Origin of the sequence: Arthrobacter sp. ISL-85 (genome assembly GCF_018613675.1) — a bacterium.
GTDB lineage: Bacteria > Actinomycetota > Actinomycetes > Actinomycetales > Micrococcaceae > Arthrobacter.
Map to the genome: position 1 here is coordinate 61,172 of NZ_JAGGPQ010000015.1, position 17,425 is coordinate 78,596.

General features: G+C 66.1%; 16 protein-coding genes. 1 reads left to right on the plus strand and 15 read right to left on the minus strand.

Going from position 1 to position 17,425, the window contains the following annotated elements; translation table 11 throughout:
• Positions 1 to 118 precede the first annotated feature (118 nt).
• Positions 119 to 1,492: a histidinol dehydrogenase gene (hisD, locus tag J7I84_RS11235; protein ID WP_214944512.1), complete on the minus strand. Its 1,374-nt coding sequence runs from the start codon at positions 1,490 to 1,492 to the stop codon at positions 119 to 121.
• Positions 1,493 to 1,513: 21 nt separating this feature from the next.
• Positions 1,514 to 2,029 (minus strand): hypothetical protein, encoded by a 516-nt coding sequence (locus J7I84_RS11240; protein WP_214944514.1) that lies wholly within the window; start codon positions 2,027 to 2,029, stop codon positions 1,514 to 1,516.
• A 127-nt stretch (positions 2,030 to 2,156) separates the two neighbouring features.
• On the opposite strand from J7I84_RS11240, the gene J7I84_RS11245 reads away from it, so the two are divergent.
• The gene (locus J7I84_RS11245; protein WP_311381128.1) at positions 2,157 to 2,657 is read left to right on the plus strand and encodes a flavin reductase family protein; all 501 of its coding nucleotides are present in this window, start codon (positions 2,157 to 2,159) and stop codon (positions 2,655 to 2,657) included.
• Positions 2,658 to 2,746: 89 nt separating this feature from the next.
• Here J7I84_RS11245 and dnaE read toward each other — a convergent pair whose 3' ends face one another.
• The 13 genes from dnaE to ftsW all read right to left on the minus strand — a co-directional run bounded on the left by dnaE (position 2,747) and on the right by ftsW (position 17,424).
• Positions 2,747 to 6,304, minus strand: coding sequence for a DNA polymerase III subunit alpha (gene dnaE / locus J7I84_RS11250; protein WP_214944516.1), 3,558 nt, complete (start codon positions 6,302 to 6,304; stop codon positions 2,747 to 2,749).
• A gap of 49 nt (positions 6,305 to 6,353) precedes the next feature.
• Positions 6,354 to 7,280 carry an RluA family pseudouridine synthase gene (locus tag J7I84_RS11255; RefSeq protein ID WP_214944518.1) on the minus strand — a complete coding sequence of 309 codons (927 nt, stop codon included), beginning with the start codon at positions 7,278 to 7,280 and terminating at the stop codon, positions 6,354 to 6,356.
• Positions 7,273 to 7,845 (minus strand): signal peptidase II, encoded by a 573-nt coding sequence (gene lspA / locus J7I84_RS11260; protein WP_214944520.1) that lies wholly within the window; start codon positions 7,843 to 7,845, stop codon positions 7,273 to 7,275. Before lspA ends, J7I84_RS11255 begins: the two co-directional genes overlap by 8 nt.
• 92 nt (positions 7,846 to 7,937) lie before the next feature.
• Positions 7,938 to 8,612, minus strand: a complete 675-nt coding sequence (locus J7I84_RS11265; protein WP_214944522.1) for a DivIVA domain-containing protein — start codon at positions 8,610 to 8,612, stop codon at positions 7,938 to 7,940.
• A gap of 175 nt (positions 8,613 to 8,787) precedes the next feature.
• Positions 8,788 to 9,075, minus strand: coding sequence for a YggT family protein (locus J7I84_RS11270; protein ID WP_043453045.1), 288 nt, complete (start codon positions 9,073 to 9,075; stop codon positions 8,788 to 8,790).
• 135 nt (positions 9,076 to 9,210) lie between these two features.
• Complete coding sequence (locus J7I84_RS11275; protein WP_142121297.1) at positions 9,211 to 9,741, minus strand: cell division protein SepF; 531 nt, start codon at positions 9,739 to 9,741, stop codon at positions 9,211 to 9,213.
• Positions 9,742 to 9,830: 89 nt separating this feature from the next.
• Positions 9,831 to 10,583 (minus strand): YggS family pyridoxal phosphate-dependent enzyme, encoded by a 753-nt coding sequence (locus tag J7I84_RS11280; RefSeq protein ID WP_214944524.1) that lies wholly within the window; start codon positions 10,581 to 10,583, stop codon positions 9,831 to 9,833.
• Positions 10,576 to 11,265: a polyphenol oxidase family protein gene (locus J7I84_RS11285; protein WP_214944526.1), complete on the minus strand. Its 690-nt coding sequence runs from the start codon at positions 11,263 to 11,265 to the stop codon at positions 10,576 to 10,578. Before J7I84_RS11285 ends, J7I84_RS11280 begins: the two co-directional genes overlap by 8 nt.
• 8 nt (positions 11,266 to 11,273) lie before the next feature.
• Positions 11,274 to 12,509, minus strand: a complete 1,236-nt coding sequence (gene ftsZ / locus J7I84_RS11290) for a cell division protein FtsZ (RefSeq protein ID WP_214944528.1) — start codon at positions 12,507 to 12,509, stop codon at positions 11,274 to 11,276.
• A gap of 184 nt (positions 12,510 to 12,693) precedes the next feature.
• Positions 12,694 to 13,617, minus strand: a complete 924-nt coding sequence (locus J7I84_RS11295; protein WP_311381129.1) for an FtsQ-type POTRA domain-containing protein — start codon at positions 13,615 to 13,617, stop codon at positions 12,694 to 12,696.
• Positions 13,610 to 14,986, minus strand: coding sequence for a UDP-N-acetylmuramate--L-alanine ligase (gene murC / locus J7I84_RS11300; protein ID WP_214944530.1), 1,377 nt, complete (start codon positions 14,984 to 14,986; stop codon positions 13,610 to 13,612). The genes J7I84_RS11295 and murC overlap by 8 nt, the downstream gene beginning before the upstream one ends.
• Complete coding sequence (gene murG / locus J7I84_RS11305) at positions 14,983 to 16,083, minus strand: undecaprenyldiphospho-muramoylpentapeptide beta-N-acetylglucosaminyltransferase (RefSeq protein ID WP_214944532.1); 1,101 nt, start codon at positions 16,081 to 16,083, stop codon at positions 14,983 to 14,985. Before murG ends, murC begins: the two co-directional genes overlap by 4 nt.
• Before the next feature lie 6 nt (positions 16,084 to 16,089).
• Positions 16,090 to 17,424, minus strand: coding sequence for a putative lipid II flippase FtsW (ftsW, locus tag J7I84_RS11310; RefSeq protein ID WP_214944533.1), 1,335 nt, complete (start codon positions 17,422 to 17,424; stop codon positions 16,090 to 16,092).
• Between the last annotated feature and the right edge of the window lies 1 nt (position 17,425).

Genomic DNA, 17,425 nt, shown 5'->3' on the forward strand with positions numbered 1-17,425 from the left:
TTATGGTGCAGCGACGTTTGAAGCCATCAGCACCGCCGGGGGGCGATGCCGTGGCATCTCCCAGTTTACGGGCAGATCTGGGGGAATAACAATCCTGTAATTACTACATGTAGTGGTTTCAGCGGTCGCCAGGGAACCGGGCCGTGACGGCGTCCCCGTGGGCCGGGAGGTCCTCGGCCCGGGACAGGCTCACAATGTGTCCGCTGACCTCGGCCAGGGCTTCCCTGCTGTAGTTGACCACCTGGATGGCGCGCAGGAAAGTGGTCACGTTCAGGCCGGACGAAAAAGCGGCCGTCCCGCTGGTAGGCAGCACGTGGTTGGAGCCGGCACAGTAGTCGCCCAGGCTGACCGGGCTGTAGTCGCCCACGAAAATGGCGCCCGCGTTCCGGATCCGAGCGGCCACGGCGGCAGCGTCACGGGTCATGATTTCAAGGTGTTCGGCGGCGTAGGCGTCACAGGCAGCGATGCCCTGCTCCAGGCCCTCCACCAGCACGACGCCGGACTGCGGACCGGAGAGCGCTTCCTGCACCCTGGCAGCGTGCTTGGTCGCGGCAGCCTGCAGGGCGAGTTCCGCATGCACCGCTGTGGCAAGGTCCTCGGAGTCGGTAATGAGGACCGATGCCGCCTTGGGATCGTGTTCGGCCTGGCTGAGCAGGTCGGCAGCAACCAGCGCGGGCTGGGCGGAGTCGTCCGCGAGGATGGCGATCTCCGTGGTTCCTGCCTCGGAGTCAATGCCGACGACGCCCTTGACCAGTCGCTTGGCCGTGGCGACGAAGATGTTGCCGGGCCCGGTCACCACGTCCACGGGTTCCAGTGCCGGCCCCGCCTCCGTTGCTTCGATGCCATAGGCGAAGGCGGCGATGGCCTGGGCCCCGCCGATGGCGTAGACCTCCGTGATGCCCAGCAGCGCGGCCGCCGCGAGGATGGTGGGGTGCGGCAGCCCGCCGAATTCCTTCTGGGGCGGCGAGGCCAGGGCAATGGATTGCACGCCCGCAGCAAGTGCGGGCACCACGTTCATGATCACCGACGACGGGTACACGGCAAGGCCACCGGGAACATACAGTCCCACCCGGGCCACGGGCACCCAGTTCTGGCTGACCATGGCGCCGTCGCCCAGTTCGACGTCGACGTTGCGGGGCCTCTGCCCGTCCGCGAACTTCCGTGCGCGGCTGATGGATTCTTCCAAGGCAGCGCGCACGTCCGGATCCAACTGGTCCAGGGCTGCGGCGATTGCCTCGCGGGAGACCAGCGGATGCTGCTGTGTGACGCCGTCGAACCGTTCGGCCAGCTCAGCCAGTGCCGTGAATCCCTGCTGCCGGACGGCGGCGATGATCTGCAGGACATTCTCCTCGGCGTCCGCCACGGTCTGGCCCTTGGCACGGGGCACCGCGGCGCGCAGGGCCGCGAGGGTCAGGTTGCGGCCCCGAAGGTCAATGGTGCGGAAGTGGACGGCGGCTGTCACGGGGGCGGGAAACTCCGGGGGTGTGGTCACCGCTCTATTTTACGGGGCTGTTCACGCCTGCCGTTCCCGCGCCGCGGCGCCGGGCTTTCCGCCTGCGGCGCCCAGCAGCTCCAGGATGAAGACCGACACGGCCGTGGCGGCGGGCCAGAGCAGCAGCACCGGCCACGCACGCAGCGAGAAGGCAATGCTGGCGTTGGCGGAAGCGTCGACGGCCGGACCCCAGAGCCGGGCCGCAAGGATTCCTGTGCCCCATGCCACAACACTCCCGGCCAGGGCCCCCGCAAGGCCGGCCAACAGTGCGGCCTGCGGGTACGGGCGCTTGCCGTCAGCGAGGAACACGGCCAGCAGGCAGCCAGCCAATACCAAAAGTCCGGCGAGGGTCAGATCCCGCGGCAGCCAGACCATGGGAACGGTGCCGGAGGCCAGGGCGGGGTCACGCGTGATCAGGTTTAATCCGCCCGGCGCCAGGAGCCACCACAGCAGGCCGGCGGGAACTCCCGCCGCGGCCGGGACCAGCAGCAGGGACCATGGCAGCGGGCGTCCGGCGGGGCGGGCGAAGTGCGTCATGAAACACACCTTAACAAAGGTTCCTCCAAGGTCATCCGGCGTGATGCTGCCATGAGCTGTTTTCCGGCGTTGACCGCGGGCCAATACGCTTGGGGAAAGACCTACGCCACTTAGTCCAGGAGTTCCGGTGACCGACAACAGCGAGCCCTTCGAGCAGACCTTCAGGGAGATGTTCCGCCGGCACGCCGCTGGCGTGGCCATCATCACGGTGAATTACCAGGATGAGCCCTACGGCTTTACCGCCACCTCCGTTGCGTCCCTGTCCGCGAAGCCGCCGCGCTTCACGTTCAACATGGCGCGCAGTTCCAGGTCCTGGCCGGCGGTGGCCAACACCCAGTACCTGGGGGTGCACATGCTGGGCCTGGACAACCAGGAGTTGGCCGCCCGCTTTGCCCGCCCCGGCAACCGTTTCGAAGGCAACCATTGGGAAATAGGTCCGCACGGGGTGCCCATCCTCAAGGACGTGGCCGGGTGGCTGGTCGGCGAGATCCAGATGCGGCTTTCGTTCGAGAACAACGCCGTGGTGGTGGTCCAGGTCGTGGACGGGCAGGTGGGCGGCGACGGGTCGCCCTTGCTCTACCACGGCGGCGCCTACGGGCAGCCGATCCCGCTGGACTACGAAATTTAGTCCCGGCTGGTTCCGACGCCTCGCAGGCCTGCGCGGCACAAAGACACGGACGACGCCGGGAGGTGCTTCCCGGCGTCGTCCGCGTCTTCCTAGGCGTCCAGGCAGGCCGGGCCCAGCAGGACCTTCAGGTCGCCGAACAGCGACGGGCTGGGGTTCACCCTGAGGTGGACTGGCAGGCCCATGATTTCCGTCCGGGTGTCACCCTGCAGGTGCAGCCGAACCTCCGAGTTGCCCCGGTGGGTGCGCAACACATCACCAAGCTCCGTCACAACGGCCTCTGTGGCCTTGTAGGTGGGCATGGTGATCACCAGGGGTCCATGCAGCCCTTCGCTGAGATCCGGGACGGACAACTCCATGCAGTTCAGCGTGATGGCGCCGTCGTCGCGCTTCTGCAGCCGGCCCTTGACCACTACGATCAGGTCCTCCGCAAGGACGGAGGCGATGGGCCCATAGACCTGGCCGAAGAACATGACCTCGATCGAACCGCCCAGGTCCTCCACCTCTGCCCGCGCATACGCGTTGCCGCTGGCTTTGGCGATGCGGCGGCTCAGCGAGGTGATCATGCCGGCGATGGTGATGATGGCGCCGTCCTGCGGCCCGTCCTCGCCAAGGATGGTGGTGATGCTCATTTCCGCGTGCTGGCTCAGCAGGCCTTCGAGGCCCTGCAGCGGATGGTCCGACACGTACAGGCCCAGCATGTCCCGTTCGAAGGAGAGCTTGTCCTTTTTCTCCCACTCGGGCAGGTCCGGGATCTCGATGCTGAGGGAAGCCTCCGACTCGGCTTCCTCGAAACCCGCGAAGAGGTCGAACTGGCCAATGGCCTCGTTGCGCTTCAGTGTGATGACGGAGTCGATGGCCTCTTCGTGGATCATGGCGAGGGCACGGCGGTGGTGGCCCAGTGAGTCGAAAGCGCCGGACTTGATCAGCGATTCGATGGTCCGCTTGTTGCAGACCACCGCCGGGACCTTCATGAGGTAGTCCTTGAAGGACGTATACGCGCCCTCGGTTTCCCGGGTGGTCACCATGGCTTCAACTGCGTTGACACCAACGTTGCGGATCGCACCCATGCCGAAGCGGATGTCGTTGCCCACTGGGGTGAAGTTAAGGGCCGACTCGTTGACGTCCGGCGGCAGCACCGTGATGCCCATGCGCCGGCACTCATTGAGGTAGATGGCCGACTTGTCCTTGTCATCGCCTACGGAGGTCAGCAGTGCGGCCATGTATTCGGGCGCGTAGTGCGCCTTGAGGTACGCGGTCCAGTAGGAGATGACACCGTAGGCGGCCGAGTGGGCCTTGTTGAAGGCGTAGTCCGAGAAGGGCAGCAGGATGTCCCAAAGGGTTTTGACGGCCTCCATGGAGTAGCCGTTGTCCTGCATGCCCTGGGAGAAGCCGGCGAACTGCTTGTCCAGTTCCGATTTCTTTTTCTTGCCCATGGCGCGGCGGAGGATGTCTGCCTGGCCCAGCGAGTAGCCGGCCAGCTTCTGCGCCACTGCCATGACCTGCTCCTGGTACACGATCAGGCCGTACGTCCCGCCAAGGATCTCCCTGAGGGGTTCCTCCAGCTCGGGGTGGATGGGGATGACCTCTTGGATGCCGTTCTTGCGGAGGGCATAGTCGGTGTGGGCGTTGGCGCCCATGGGGCCCGGCCGGTAGAGGGCCAGCACGGCCGAAATGTCTTCGAAGTTGTCAGGCTTCATGAGCTTGAGCAGCGACCGCATGGGACCGCCGTCGAGCTGGAACACGCCCAGGGTGTCCCCGCGGGCCAGGAGCTCGTAGGACGCGGCGTCGTCCAGCTCGAGGTTTTCCAGGTCCAGGTCGATGCCGCGGTTCATCTTGATGTTTTCCAGGGCATCGGAAATGATCGTCAGGTTCCGCAGGCCCAGGAAGTCCATCTTGATCAGGCCAAGGCCCTCGGACGTGGGGTAATCGAACTGCGTGATCACCTGGCCGTCCTGGAAGCGGCGCATGACCGGGATGACATCGATGATGGGATCGGAGGACATGATGACGCCCGCGGCGTGCACGCCCCACTGGCGCTTCAGGCCCTCGATGCCCAGGGCCGTTTCGAAGACCTTGGCGGCCTCCGGGTCGGTGGCGATCAGCTGTCTGAAGTCCCCTGCCTCGCTGTAGCGTTTGGCCTCCGGGTTCTGGATATCCGCCAAGGGAATGTCCTTGGCCATCACCGCGGGCGGCAGGGCCTTGGTCAGCTGTTCGCCCATGCTGAAGGGGTAGCCAAGGACGCGCGAGGAGTCCTTGAGGGCCTGCTTGGTCTTGATGGTGCCGTAGGTGACGATCATCGCCACGCGCTCGTCGCCGTACTTGCGGGTCACATAGTCGATGACCTCCGAGCGGCGCCGGTCATCGAAGTCGACGTCGAAGTCGGGCATGGAGACGCGGTCCGGGTTGAGGAACCGTTCAAAGATCAGCCCGTGGCGCAGGGGGTCGAGATCGGTGATGCGCATGGCATAAGCCACCATGGAACCGGCACCCGAACCACGTCCGGGACCCACCCGGATGCCGTTGTTCTTGGCCCAGTTGATGAAGTCGGCAACCACCAGGAAGTAGCCGGGGAAGCCCATGGAGGTGATGACGCCAAGCTCGTAATCAGCCTGCTTGCGGACCTCGTCCGGAATGCCGCCCGGGTAACGGTACTGCAGGCCCTTGTCCACTTCCTTGACCAGCCAGGAGGTCTCGTCCTCGCCGGGCGGGCAGGGGAACCGCGGCATGAAGTTGGCGTCCGTGTTGAAGGACACCTCGCAGCGTTCGGCAATCAGCAGGGTGTTGTCGCAGGCGTCCGGGTGGTCGCGGAAGAGTTCCCGCATTTCATGGGGGGATTTCAGGTAGTAGCCGCTGCCGGAGAACGCGAACCGCGAGCCGCCGTTGTCGTAGGTGGGTTCCAGCAGCGTGGAGCCGGACTGGATGGCCAGCAGGGCTTCGTGGGCCTTGGCGTCATGCTCGTGCGTGTAGTGGAGGTCATTGGTGGCCACCAGCGGCAGGTTCAGGTCCTTGGCGAGCCGCAGCAGGTCGCCGGTGACCCGCCGTTCGATGTCCAGTCCATGGTCCATCAGTTCGCAAAAGTAGTTTTCCGCGCCGAAGATGTCCCGGAACTCGGCCGCGGCCTCGAGTGCTTCACGGTACTGGCCCAGCCGGAGCCGGGTCTGGACCTCACCGGAGGGGCAGCCTGTGGTGGCGATGAGCCCTTCGGAGTAGGTGTTGAGCAGTTCCCTGTCCAGGCGGGGCCACTTGCCGAAGACCGAATCCAGGGAGGCGATGGACGAGGCCCGGAAGAGGTTCCGCATGCCCACGTTGTTGTAGCTCAGGAGCGTCATGTGGGTGTAGGACCCGCCGCCGGAGACGTCGTCCTTGCGCTGGGATTCTTCGCCCCAGCGCACGCGTTCCTTGTCCGTCCTGGCAGTGCCGGGAGTTACATAGGCTTCGACGCCGATGATTGGCTTGATGCCCTTGTCCGTAGCTTTGCGCCAGAAGTCGAATGCGCCGAACAGGTAGCCGTGGTCTGTGGTGGCGAGGGCCGGCATGCCCAGGCGCTCTGTTTCATCGAACAGCTCCCCCAGGCGGGCAGCTCCATCCAGCATGGAATATTCGGTGTGGGTGTGCAGGTGGACAAACGAATCATTGCTGGAACTCACCGCACCATTCTAAGCGCTGCCCCGTGGCAGTCCTGCCAGGTGGGGCGTGTCAGGCCTGGCCGGATTCCAGCACTTCCAGCGCGTAGGAAAGGTCCTGCGGGTACTGGCTGGTGACCGTGACACGTTCCCCCGTCACGGGGTGGTCAAACGCCAGTTGACGGGCGTGCAGCCACTGCCTCGTGAGCCCCAGGGTGGCGGCCAGGCGGGGATCGGCGCCGTAGGTCAGGTCACCCGCGCAGGGGTGTCGGAGCGCGGAGAAGTGGACCCGGATCTGGTGCGTGCGGCCGGTTTCAAGGTGGACTTCCACCAGGCTGGCCTTCCCGAACGCCTCCAGGACCTCGTAATGGGTTACGGACGGACGCCCGTCCTCAATGACGGCGAAACGCCAGTCGTGCCCGGGGTGCCGGCCGATGGGGGCGTCGATGGTTCCCGTCAAGGGATCGGGAAGGCCCTGGATTACCGCGTGATACACCTTGTCCACCGTGCGCTCCTTGAAGGCGCGCTTGAGCGCCGTGTAGGCGCGCTCGGATTTGGCCACCACCATCACGCCGGAGGTGCCGACGTCGAGCCGGTGGACGATACCTGCCCGCTCAGGGGCGCCGGAAGTGGAGATCCGGTAACCGGCGGCGGCAAGGCCGCCCACCACGGTGGGCCCCACCCAGCCTGGTGAGGGATGGGCTGCCACGCCAACGGGTTTGTCGACGACGACGAAATCGTCATCGTCGAGCAGGATATTCAGGCCTTCCACAACTTCCTCCACGACTTCAAGCGGGTCCCGCCGTTCCGGGACGGTGACCTCGAGGGTGTCTCCGGCCACGAGTTTTGCCGACTTGCCCAAGGCCTTGCCCCGGGCAGTGACGTGGCCGTCTGCGAGAAGTGCGGCAGCGGCGGACCGGGACACACCGAGGATGCCGGCCAGACCGGCGTCCGCGCGCGCTCCGGCGTACTCCTCGGCCACCACGATGCGGTCAGTCATGGGCGGACTTGTCCTTGTGTGGGCTCCCCAGCCGCGTTCCGTCCAGTGCGATCCCGCGGATGGTCAGGATGCAGATGATCGAGACGGCGGAGACCACGGCGGAGTCGGCAATGTTGAAGATGGCGAAGTTGGGAAGCTGGATGAAATCCACCACGTGTCCCATGCCGAAGGACGGCTCACGGAAGAGCCGGTCGGTGAGGTTGCCCAGCGCCCCGCCGAGCAGCAGGCCCAGGGCAAGGGACCACCAGGCAGAGCCCAGCCTGCGGACCTGGAACAGGATGGCGACGGCCACCCCGGCCATGATGATGGAAAACACCCAGGTGACGTTCTCGCCGATGGAAAACGCAGCGCCGGAGTTCCGGATGAAGTACCAGTGCAGCAGGGGCGGCAGCACAGGGATCCGTTCCCCTTCCACCATGGTGGAAGTGACCCACAGTTTTGTCAGCTGGTCCAGGACGTAGGCGAAGACCGCAAACCCCGCAAACAGGGACAGCAGCACTGCCCGGCGCGGGCGCGGTGAGGGTGGGACAGGGCGTGCCGCGTCGGCGGCAAGTTCGTCAGTCATGGTGCTTTCAATTCGTGGAACTGGTGTCAATGCCAAAAGCCGGTGGCCGAGGAATCCTCAGCCACCGGCTTTCAGAATACGTGGTGCCAGGGTTAGTTGGCTTCGCTGACTTCCGGGGTCGCCACGGAGCCGCGGGCATCCAGGTCGCGGAGCTGGCCCTCGATGTAGGCCTTCAGGCGTGAACGGTAATCGCGTTCGAAGCCGCGGAGCTGCTCCACCTTGCGTTCCAGGACGGAACGCTGCTGTTCCAGGGCGCCCAGGATCTTGCGGGACTTCTCCTGGGCGTCGTTGACGAGGCTGCTGGCTTCGATCTGCGCCTCGGCGATGATCTTGTCCTTCTGTGCCTGGCCGTCGGCGACGTGGCGGTCGTGCATCTGCTGTGCCATGGCCAGCAGGCCGGCGGCGGACTCAGCGGAAGCAGTGGCAGCGGCGGGCGCAGCCGGTGCGGCGGCCGCCGGCTGGACGTCCTTCTTCTTGTTGGCTTCGGCAGCCTTTGCCTCGGCCTCTGCCTTCTCGCGGGCCTCGTCCTTGTCGGCCTTGACCGGCGCGGGGACCTTCTCCACCACGGGGGCTGCGGCGGAGCTCGCCGGAACGCTGGACCCTGCTTCGGCGAGCTTCTTGCGGAGCTCGTCGTTTTCCTGGTTCAGGCGGCGGAGTTCAACGACGATTTCGTCCAGGAAGTCGTCAACTTCGTCCTGGTCATAGCCCTCGCGGAACTTGGTGGGCTGAAAGCGCTTGTTGACAACGTCTTCTGGCGTCAAAGCCATCTGGTCACCTCACTGGTCTGGTTAGTCAGTAGGCCTTCCGGCCGTCAAAACTAAGGTACCTAAATTTGGTCTGCTTACTCTAATTCAACACTGCGGTGTCAAACGGGAGGTTTCTTCGCTTTACAGTAGCTGTTCCGGGAAGGATCCCACTGCATTGCGGGGGCTGGCGGGAAAATCAGGCCAGTCCCCTGGTGACGCTCATCGCAATACTGACGCCGATGAACAGGATCAGGAAGCCAAGGTCCAGGGAGACGCCGCCGAGCCGGAGCGGCGGAATCAGGCGCCGCAGTCCCTTCAATGGCGGATCCGTGATGGAGTAGACGGCGTGTGCCACCACCAGGGCCGCGCCCCGGGGCCGCCATTCCCTCGCAAACATCTGTACCCAGTCGAACACCAGGCGGATGATGAGGGCCACGAAAAACAGCAGCAGGGCGAGATAGAGAAGTCCGAAAACAATTCCCATGACTTATTTCATATCTCCATATTCGTGCAGCCTGTCCAGTGCGGCGGCCGCTGTTGTACTGCTGGTGTCTTGTCTATTTCAGCACAGATGCCAGACAGGTGTCCCTGCCTGGCATCCCCGTACAGTCTGTGGTGCTTAGCTTTGGTTGAAGAAGCTGGCCTGTGTGTCGCTGGCCTTCTTGTCGTCACCGATCACTTCGACATAGGACGGTGAGAGCAGGAACACCTTGTTGGTGACCCTCTCGATGCTCCCCCGCAGGCCAAAGACGAGCCCGGCCGAGAAGTCCACCAGGCGCTTGGCATCAGCCTCGCCCATGTCCGTGACGTTCATGATCACCGGGATGCCGTCCCGGAAGCTCTCGCCGATGAGCTTTGCATCATTGTAGGAGCGCGGGTGGATGGTGGTGATCTGGCGCAGACCAGTGTTCTCTTCGCGGCTTGAGGCCGCACGCTTTATGGGGGTCACAGGTGCGCGGTATTCCTCTTCAGGGGCGTAGGACGCCTCGCGGCTGACTTCGCGGACCGGCGCCGGAGCACGGCGTTCCTCGCGGTCAACTTCCATCGGTTCGTCCTCATCCTTACGTGTGGTCTGTTGCTCGGACTCGTAATGCTCATCGCCGTCGGCGAGCCCAAGATAGATCATTGTCTTGCGCAGAGCGCCGGCCATGGTCGACTCCTAATCGTGTCCGTAAGCGGGCCGCCCAATGATTTGACAGCACTGGAGTCCCCCGCCCATCACTTCCAATAGGTCCGACGCTACCCCACGGCAGGACGGGAACCGAGAATATCGGAACCGATTCGCAGGTGTGTCGCCCCGAACATGATGGCGGCCTCCAGGTCCTGGCTCATGCCCGCCGAGATGCCCGAGGCGCCGGGGTAATCTGCCACCAGCCGGGCGGAAACCCCGGCCAGCTTTTCGAACGCCGGCCCAGGCGGCGCTCCCAGCGGCGCAACGGCCATGACGCCGGCAAGGTTCAGGCCATCGGCGGCGGCGATCCGCTCTGCCAGGAGGGGCACGTCGGCGGGGGCTGCCCCGCCACGGTGCGTGCCACCGTCGTCCTCAAGGCTGACCTGGATGAAGCAGTCCAGCGGCGCCCGGCCGGTGGCGTCCATGCCGTTCCGTGCCGCCTTTGCCAGGGCATCGACAAGCTGCGGCCTGTCCACGGAATGGACGGCGGCGGCGTAGCGGGCTACGGACTTGGCCTTCTTTGTCTGCAGCTGGCCAACAAAGTGCCAGGTCAGGGCGAGATCCGCCAGCTCCAGCGCCTTGGCGGCAGCCTCTTGATCCCGGTTCTCGCCTACATCGGTAATGCCGAGGGCGGCCAGGCGCCTGATGTCCTCTGCCGCGTGGAACTTGGTGACCACGATCAGCGAGGGCAGTCGATCACCGCGGCCGGCGCTTTCGGCCGCGGCGGCAATGCGCTTCCGCACCGCCGCCAGCCGTTCGGCGAGTTCTGCGCTGCGGGGATCATTTCGCTGCCCCTCCCCGCCATCGGTCCGTTCAGTCATGGCACCAGACCAGCCCGGCGAAGCGGCCCGTATTCCGGTCCCGGCGGTACGAATAGAGCGTTTCCGTCTCAAAGGTGCAGGGACCGGAGTGTTCCACCCGCACCCCTGCAGCCTCCAGCTGCGCCCGGGCGCCGGCGGGTAGGTCCAGGGCGGGCGTTCCCCAACTCGTGACGCTCCGCGTCGCCGGGACCAGTGCCGACACCTCGTCGCGCATGGCGGCGGGGACTTCGTAGCAGGCTCCGCAGATCGACGGGCCCAGCCAGGCACGGATCCCGGAGGCGCCGAGGGACTTCATGCTCTCCACGGCAGCCGGGAGGACATTGTTTGCGATACCGGGGCGGCCGGCATGCACGGCCGCCAGGACCGGCCCGTTGCCGGACTCCCCCGCCAGCAGCACCGGAATGCAGTCCGCCACCATGACCGCCAGCGGCAGGCCACGGGACACCATGGCATCTGCTTCCGGGGCAGGTGAGCCGGTGCTCATCACGGCCACGGTGTTGCCGTGGACCTGATTCATGAAGCGCAGGGAACCGGGCGCCGCGGCGATGGACTCTTCAAGGCGGAACCGGCGCTCCTGGACCGCGGCGGGATCGTCTCCAACGTGCAGGGCCAGGTTTCCCGCACCCGCATCGGTGAATGCGGCCGACACCCCGGGAAGGATGTCGGCGCGCCAATGGAACAAGCCGCCGCCTACTTCAGGAAGTCGGGAACATCCAGGTCATCCGGGTGGGTGCCGGTGAGGTCCGGCTCCACCACGGAAGGGAGGTCGACGTCGAAACCGGAGTCAGCCGGAACGGCCTGCGGACGCTGCTGTCCCCAGTTGCTGAGCCCGGCAGCACCGACACCGGCGTGAATCGGCTGGACGTTCTGCTGGTGGTTGCCGTTCTGGGTGTGCGCCGAGGCTGGCGCAGCGGCAGGGGCGGCGGGCCGCTGCGGGGCGGTCTGCGGCTGGGACTGGTCCATGGAGGGCGAGGTTGCCTTGACGTCGTCGAAGCCGGCCGCGATGACAGTGACACGCGCTTCATCGCCGAGGGCGTCGTCAATGACGGCACCGAAGATGATGTTCGCCTCGGGGTGGGCAACTTCCTGGACCAGCCGTGCAGCCTCGTTGATCTCGAACAGGCCGAGGTCCGAGCCGCCCTGGATGGACAGCAGTACGCCGTGGGCGCCATCGATGGACGCCTCCAGCAACGGCGAGGCAATGGCCAGCTCGGCGGCCTTGACGGCGCGGTCTTCACCGCGGGCCGAACCGATGCCCATGAGGGCTGAACCTGCACCCTGCATGACTGACTTCACGTCGGCGAAGTCCAGGTTGATCAGGCCCGGGGTGGTGATGAGGTCGGTGATGCCCTGGACGCCGGACAGCAGGACCTGGTCCGCGGAGCGGAACGCGTCAAGGACGGACACATTCCGGTCGCTGATGGACAGCAGGCGGTCGTTGGGGATCACGATCAGGGTGTCAACTTCGTCGCGCAATGCGTCGATGCCGGCCTCGGCGGAACCGGCACGGCGGCGGCCTTCGAAGGTGAAGGGGCGGGTGACCACGCCAATGGTCAGGGCACCGAGCGAGCGTGCGATCCGGGCGACGACGGGCGCGCCGCCGGTGCCCGTGCCGCCGCCTTCACCGGCGGTGACGAAGACCATGTCCGCGCCACGGAGGACTTCCTCAATCTCGTCCGCGTGGTCCTCGGCAGCCTGCTTGCCCACCTCGGGGTTGGCGCCGGCACCCAGGCCACGGGTCAGCTCGCGTCCGACGTCGAGCTTCACGTCGGCGTCGCTCATCAGCAGGGCCTGGGCATCTGTGTTGATGGCGATGAATTCAACGCCCCTGAGGCCGACCTCGATCATGCGGTTGACTGCGTTCACGCCACCGCCGCCGATGCCGACGACTTTGATGACGGCCAAGTAATTCTGCGGAGCTGCCACGTTACGTGTCCCTTGTTCGTGTCTTATTGCGAAAACTGGTGGAGAGCTTGAAGCCTGAAAGCTTAACCTTCGAGTTGAAGGTTATAGTTATGTCAAGTAACTCTTGTCTGTGACGGTATTTCCTCTGACGGACACATTCAATAACCGGGTCCGCGTGTCGGATTAATACCGGGAAAGAAAGCGCTCAGCGCGTCACGGGGTGCCGGGGCACACTGACATCGTAGACCCTGACCGGGTTCTTGGGATCCGCCGGAGCCTTGAGGAGGGCGGCCAGGACCTTGGCCTTGAGTTCCTTCTCCGAGGCGTTGCCCCACACGATCGTCTGGCCGTCCACGAGCTTGAGCTCCACGGCGTCCACGGACTGCGCGGACGCGTTGGACAGCTTCGCCAGGACGTCTGCAGGCAGCGCACCGAGCACTGCCGCAGTGGCACGGAACAGGTCCTGCCCGATCGCGCCAGCACCGCCGTCGATGACCGGCAGCGACGCCGACGCCGGATCGTCGGTGGTTGCCAGCTGGACGCCGTCGACGTCCACCAGCAGATACTGCTCCCCCTGCTTGACCAGGGCCACCGGCACCCGCTCATGCACGGCCACGGCGAGCGTGGACGGCGGCCGCGCCTCGACGGAAACGGATTTGACCTGGACCAGCGATCCGAGGAGTCCCCGTACGTCGTCGTCGCTGATCTGGGGCAGCGGCTTCCCGCGCAGGGGTTCCAGCGCGGCCTGCACCTGGGCAGGCGTGGCCAACCGGGTACCCGTGACCGAGATGGTCTGCAGGGCGAGGACCGGTGAATAGATGGCTGCTGCCAGCAGCCCCACCACCAGCGCAAGCACTGTTCCAACAGCGAGCAGGACTTTCTTCCTGCGGCGCCTGCCTTTGGGCTCCGGAAACGCCAGGACTGTTGCCCCGGAAGGTTTCTCCGCGTTCGCCTGCTTTTGCGGCGCCAGGTCAGGGATGCTGCGGGAAGCCGTGATCACGTCGCCGCCGGCGGCAGCGCCTGGCGTTCCGGACGATCGCGCCCCTGGCTCCGCGCTTTTCGCAGGCGCTGTGTCAGGGCGGCTGTTCCGCTTGGGCGGGGCGTAGGTGGGACGGCGGGAGCTAGGCACGCAGCGCCTCCACAATTTGCGGGCCGTAGGCCGTGACGTCGCCCGCGCCGACCGTGAGCACAACGTCCCCGTCCTCGGCGGCTTTTGCCAGGGTTTCGACGGCGTCGGCGGCGCCTGCCAGCCGTCCGCCTTCTTTCAGATGGTCGGCGATGAGTTGGCTGGTGACCCCTGGAATGGGATCCTCCCTGGCGGGGTAGATGTCCAGGACCAGGGCTGTGTCGGCAAGGTTGAGGGCGTCCGCGAATTGCGCGGCAAACTCACGGGTGCGGGAAAACAGGTGCGGCTGGAACAGGACATGGACCTTATGGCCGCCCGCCACGGAACGGGCCGCGGTGAGGGCGGCACGGACCTCCGTGGGGTGGTGGGCATAGTCGTCAAAGACCCTGACGCCCCGCGCCGAGCCTTTCAGTTCGAAGCGGCGCGATGCCCCCCCGAAATGGGCCAGGCCAGCGGCGGCGCTGGCGGCATCCACACCGAGTTCGAGGGCCACGGCGAAGGCGGCTGCGGCGTTCAGTGCATTGTGGCGTCCGGGAACCTGCAGCGACAACCCGTACCTTGCTCCGCCTGCCGACACTGCAACATGGCCGGGGCCATCGTCGTACAGCCGGACGTCCGCCGCATCATTCGTGCCGTACAGGACCACCCGGGTGTTGCCCCTGGTCCTGGTCCGCTCCGCCAGGGCCAGCGCCCCGGCGTCGTCCGCGCAGGCCACCAGGAGGCCGTCCGCGGGGAGCAACGCCGTGAAGCGGTCAAAGGATTCGTACACGGCTTCGGCCGTGCCGTAGTAGTCAAGGTGGTCGGGCTCCACGTTGGTGACGACGGCGATGCGGGGCCGGTAGTTCAGGAAGGACCCGTCGGATTCGTCCGCCTCGGCCACGAAGATCCCGGACGTGCCGTGCGCGGCGTTGACGCCAAGCGCGGGGATGTTGGCGCCGACCGCAAAGGACGGATCCAGGCCCGCCGCCCGCAGCAGCACCGTGACCATGGACGTGGTGGTTGACTTGCCATGTGTCCCCGCCACCGTGACCACGGTGTCATCGCCCATGGTGGCCGCCAGAGCCTGGGACCGGTGCAGCACCGGCAGCCCTGCCTGCCGCGCTGCCGCCAGTTCGGGGTTGTCCTCCCGGATCGCCGAACCCGCAACCACTGTCTGCGCATCAGCCAGGTTGCCTGCTGCGTAACCGACGGCGATGCGGGCACCGGCCGCGGCAAGGTCCGCCATCACGGGCAGGTCCTTGGCGTCGGAGCCGCTGACCGGGACGCCGCGCGCCACCATGATGCGGGCCACGGCGGACATGCCCACTCCCCCAATGCCGATGAAATGCACCTTGCCGAGGGCTTCCAGGCGGGGTGTGTTGTGGGGGTTCATGCAGATACCGCTTCCAGGACAAGACCAGCCATGCGCTGGTCGGCGTTTCGGATTCCAAGCCGGTAGGACTTCGCTTCCATGGCGGCGAGCCGGGCTTTATCGGTGATCAACGGGACCAGCCCGCGAGCAACCCAATCCGGGGTGAAATCGCGGTCGGCCACCAGCACTGCGCCGCCTGCCGCAACCAGGCCCGCGGCATTCAGTGCCTGCTCCCCATTTCCGATGGGAAGGGGAACCAGGACTGCCGGCACGCCGACGGCGGCAACCTCGCATACCGTGGCTGCCCCCGACCTCGCCAGCAGCAGGTCCGCCGCCGCGTAGGCAAGTTCCATGCCGTCGATGTACTCCACCTGCCGGTAGCCCTCCGCGGCGAGCGGTTGGCCGGCCTGGTCCAGGACGGTCTTTCCGCGGCCGGTGACGTGGAGGGTCTGGATTCCGGCGTCGGCAAGTAGGGCCACGGACGCGGCGATTGTCCGGTTGATGCTCTGCGCACCGGAGGAACCGCCGGTGACGATCAGGGTGGGCTGGTGGGGATCCAGTCCAAGGGCCTCGCGGGCGGCGGTGCGCGCACTCTTCCGGTCCAGGCGGGAGATCTCCTGGCGCATGGGCATGCCCACGTGCACGGCGTTGCGAAGCGGGGTGCCCTCGAAAGCCACGGCAACCCGTCCTTTGAGGAAGGCCCCCACACGGTTGGCCAGTCCCGGGCGGGCGTTCGCCTCATGGATCACCAGGGGAATGCCACGCTTCCGCGCCGCCAGGTACATGGGGGTGCACACGTAGCCGCCTACGCCCACCAGCACATCGGCCTGCGCCCGGTCCAGGATGGCGCCGGCCTGACGGACTGCTCCCGCGAGCCGGGCCGGCAGACGGAACAGGTCAGCGGAGGGCCTGCGCGGAAACGGCACCCGGTCGATCGTGGCCAGCTGGACGCCGGCGGCGGGAACCAGCCGGGTTTCCATTCCGGAAGGCGTCCCGACGGCCAGGATTGAGGCCTCCGGGGCTTCGCTGCGGAGGGCCGCGGCGATTGCGAGCAACGGGCTGATATGGCCGGCTGTTCCGCCGCCGGCCAGGACGATGGAAGGTTGTGTCGGAGTCATCTGGAGTCAGGCACGCTTTCTGGAATTCTTGGGTTGGTTCTTGTCCTGCCCCGGCCGGAGCTTGAACTTCAGCATTCGCTTGGGGCGCATGGCAGGAGCCATCTGCTCCCGGGCCAGGGAGAGGACCACCCCCACCGCACACAGTGACATCAGCAGGGCCGAGCCGCCGTAGGAAATGAACGGCAGCGGAACGCCGATGACGGGCATCAGGCCAGTGACCACGGACATGTTCACGGTGGCCTGGCCGAGCAGCCAGACCATGATGGTGCCGGCCAGTACCCGGTGGAACATGTCCTCCTGTGCCACCACAACCCGGTAGATCGCAGCGCCAAGGATGGCGAAGAGGACCAGGACGACGACGGTTCCCACCAGGCCGAGCTCCTCGCCGATGATGGCGAAGATGAAGTCGTTGTGGGCTTCGGGGATCCAGCTGTACTTTTGCCGGCTCTGCCCCAGGCCCACCCCCAGCCAGCCTCCCGATGCAAGGCCGTACATGCCGTTGGTGGCCTGGTAGTTGGCGTCAATGCCGTCGGCGCAGGACTGGCCGGTCCACCAGGAGGTGATCCGGCACATGCGGTTGGAACTGGTCACGGCCATCGCTGCCGTGCCGGCGGCGGCAACCAGGCCTGCGATGCCAAAGAGATAGAGCGGAACGCCCGCGAAGAACAGGGCCGCCGCCACGATCATCATGATGATCATGGCCGTGCCCAGGTCGTTGCCCACCAGGATCAGCACGATGACGATGGCCGCCATGGGCACGGCCGGTACCAGCACATGCTGCCACTGGCTCAGCAGCTTGCCCTTCCTGGCCAGGACCGTGGCCAGCCACAGGGCGAGTGCCAGTTTGGCTGCCTCGGATGGCTGGAAGGTCACTCCGCCCAAGTCGATCCAGTTCCGGTTGCCGTTGATTTCGTCCCCCACTACCTGGACCAGGCCCAAAAGCAGCACGGCGACCCCCACGGCAGGCCAGGCGAGCCGCTTCAGCCAAACGACGTTGATGCGCGAAAGCACGAACATGGTGAAGATGCCGATCGCGGCGAAGACTCCCTGCTTCAGCGCATCGCCGTAAGGCGACTTGCCGGCGGCGATCGATTCAACGCTGGAGGCCGAGAGCACCATCATGATTCCAATGGCCGTCAAGGCCAGGGTGGCACCAAGGATGAGGTAGTAGGTGGAGCCGTTGCGGGACTTGCCGGTGCCTTCCAGCGCTGACCAGAACCGGCGGTACAAGGTGCGCAGTTTCGCGCCGGCGTCGGCAGGCTGCCGGATGGCGGTGGAGCCGGGGCGCACGGTGCCACCCTTTGGCTTGCCACCCTGCTGCCGGGTGGGCGTGCTGGCCATT

Coding starts and splice junctions, on each gene's coding strand:
- J7I84_RS11270 (WP_043453045.1), bottom strand. CDS start 9,075: ATGGGAATTGTTTTCGGACTTCTCTATCTCGCCCTGCTGCTGTTTTTC.
- J7I84_RS11255 (WP_214944518.1), bottom strand. CDS start 7,280: ATGACTGACCGCATCGTGGTGGCCGAGGAGTACGCCGGAGCGCGCGCG.
- J7I84_RS11275 (WP_142121297.1), bottom strand. CDS start 9,741: ATGGCCGGCGCTCTGCGCAAGACAATGATCTATCTTGGGCTCGCCGAC.
- J7I84_RS11280 (WP_214944524.1), bottom strand. CDS start 10,583: ATGACTGAACGGACCGATGGCGGGGAGGGGCAGCGAAATGATCCCCGC.
- J7I84_RS11240 (WP_214944514.1), bottom strand. CDS start 2,029: ATGACGCACTTCGCCCGCCCCGCCGGACGCCCGCTGCCATGGTCCCTG.
- murG (WP_214944532.1), bottom strand. CDS start 16,083: ATGACTCCGACACAACCTTCCATCGTCCTGGCCGGCGGCGGAACAGCC.
- J7I84_RS11265 (WP_214944522.1), bottom strand. CDS start 8,612: ATGGCTTTGACGCCAGAAGACGTTGTCAACAAGCGCTTTCAGCCCACC.
- murC (WP_214944530.1), bottom strand. CDS start 14,986: ATGAACCCCCACAACACACCCCGCCTGGAAGCCCTCGGCAAGGTGCAT.
- lspA (WP_214944520.1), bottom strand. CDS start 7,845: ATGACTGACGAACTTGCCGCCGACGCGGCACGCCCTGTCCCACCCTCA.
- ftsW (WP_214944533.1), bottom strand. CDS start 17,424: ATGGCCAGCACGCCCACCCGGCAGCAGGGTGGCAAGCCAAAGGGTGGC.